Origin of the sequence: Streptosporangium sp. NPDC006013 (assembly GCF_040614275.1) — a bacterium.
In the GTDB taxonomy this organism is placed as follows: domain Bacteria; phylum Actinomycetota; class Actinomycetes; order Streptosporangiales; family Streptosporangiaceae; genus Streptosporangium.
In genome coordinates, this window is sequence record NZ_JBEXUE010000929.1 from 1 (window position 1) to 1445 (window position 1445).

Consider the following 1445-nt stretch of genomic DNA (forward strand, 5'->3'; position numbering starts at 1 on the left):
GCCGCGACCGGCCGAAGAGCCGCAGCGCGGCCAGCGACCGCCCGACGCGCGGCGAGACGCCGTAGGCGGATCGCCTTTAAAACCGTAGAGAAAGTTCTCATCCGGAGTGAGCAGACTCCGTGTCCTACTTCGGTTGATGCTTGACAGTGCGGCTTCGGCTGATGCTTTACACCCCTTCGGCCGGTCTGCTTTGGATGATGCGTGGCCGTCACGTTAGGTGCACATGCCAGGAGTGGGATGAGGGGTCGAGCAGGTAGAGGGCGTTTGCCCTGCTGACGATCCGGTGGCGGCCGAGTGGCTTGCCACCTGGCATGGTGAGGGTTGCCTCCTCCTCCAAGAGGACGGCGTCATCGGTCAGGCGACATCGGTGTAAGCGGTCGTGATGTCCCCTGCTGGCGAGGAAGGTGACCTGGTCGTCACATATGGCGAGCCCGTGCGCTCCCTTCACGGGTGTCTCGCGGATCGTCAGCCGGCCGCCGGTGTGAATTTCGATCAGGGAGAACGCTTGGTAGTAGTAGGCCCATGCGACGCCGTCGGTGACGTTGAGCGCGTAGCAGTCGGCGATGTGCTCTTCTCCTGGAGGAGGCTGATACGCCCACTGCCGGTTGCCGCCGGTGTCCCAGCGGACAAGGCCGGGCGCGCTGATGAGGTCGGTGTAAATGGCCTGGTCGAAGTAACCGGTCCACACGTTGTGGCGCCGATCGGCAAGGAGGTGTCCGGGCTGGCCGATCGGGAAGCTACGGCGTGGCCGCCCGTCGCGGCCGTAGATCTGGGCGTTGGCAGCCGCTGAAGCGGGTGGGCGGTGCCGAGCCGCGGTGCCGGTCAGCAGGAAGCGGCCGTTGGGCAGGGCGTCGAGCTTGCTGACCAACAGGTGGACGTCATGGAGAACGAGTTCGCTCGCGGTGCCGTTCTTGTCCATGACAAGCAACGCGTCGTAGGGCTGCTTTCGGGGCGGCACAGTGAGCCTTCCACTCCTGGAGAGGTCATCCGATAGCGCGTCCGGGCTGTCGGACAGCAGCCACAGCGCCCGGCCGTACGCGTCGATCGTGCTGGCCAACACTTCGAGACCGCGGTATTCACGTGGCAGTCGGGCGTACTGCTGCAGAGCCACCTCTTTCAATGTGTCACCTTGGAGACGAGAAGCAGTGAGTCGCGACGATCCCGTGCAGCACACCTGCTCGGGGTTGCAGGGTTCACCTGACTGTTCTACTTCGGCTGATGCTTTACAGGCAGTCTCGCGCCTTATCCCATCACCCCGCGCCCGGACAGGGACGAGCGAGGCGAACCGATCGGCAGGGAAGCGACGTTTATGAACTATGAAGCTTTCCACGTCGATCGGTCTTGGCCTCGCGGCGGCCGGGGTGTGCGTGGCGGCCGTGCTCTTCTCGGGAGCGGTCGGCGAGTCATCGCCCGTACCGGCCACCTGCCCGCACCGCTGGGGTGGC

The 1445-nt window shown here is 65.1% G+C and carries 1 protein-coding gene; it reads right to left on the reverse strand.

Annotated features, from left to right (window positions below):
* Positions 1 to 208: 208 nt before the first annotated feature.
* Positions 209 to 1120, reverse strand: a complete 912-nt coding sequence (locus tag ABZ260_RS51000; protein WP_355633185.1) for a hypothetical protein — start codon at positions 1118 to 1120, stop codon at positions 209 to 211.
* Positions 1121 to 1445 lie beyond the last annotated feature (325 nt).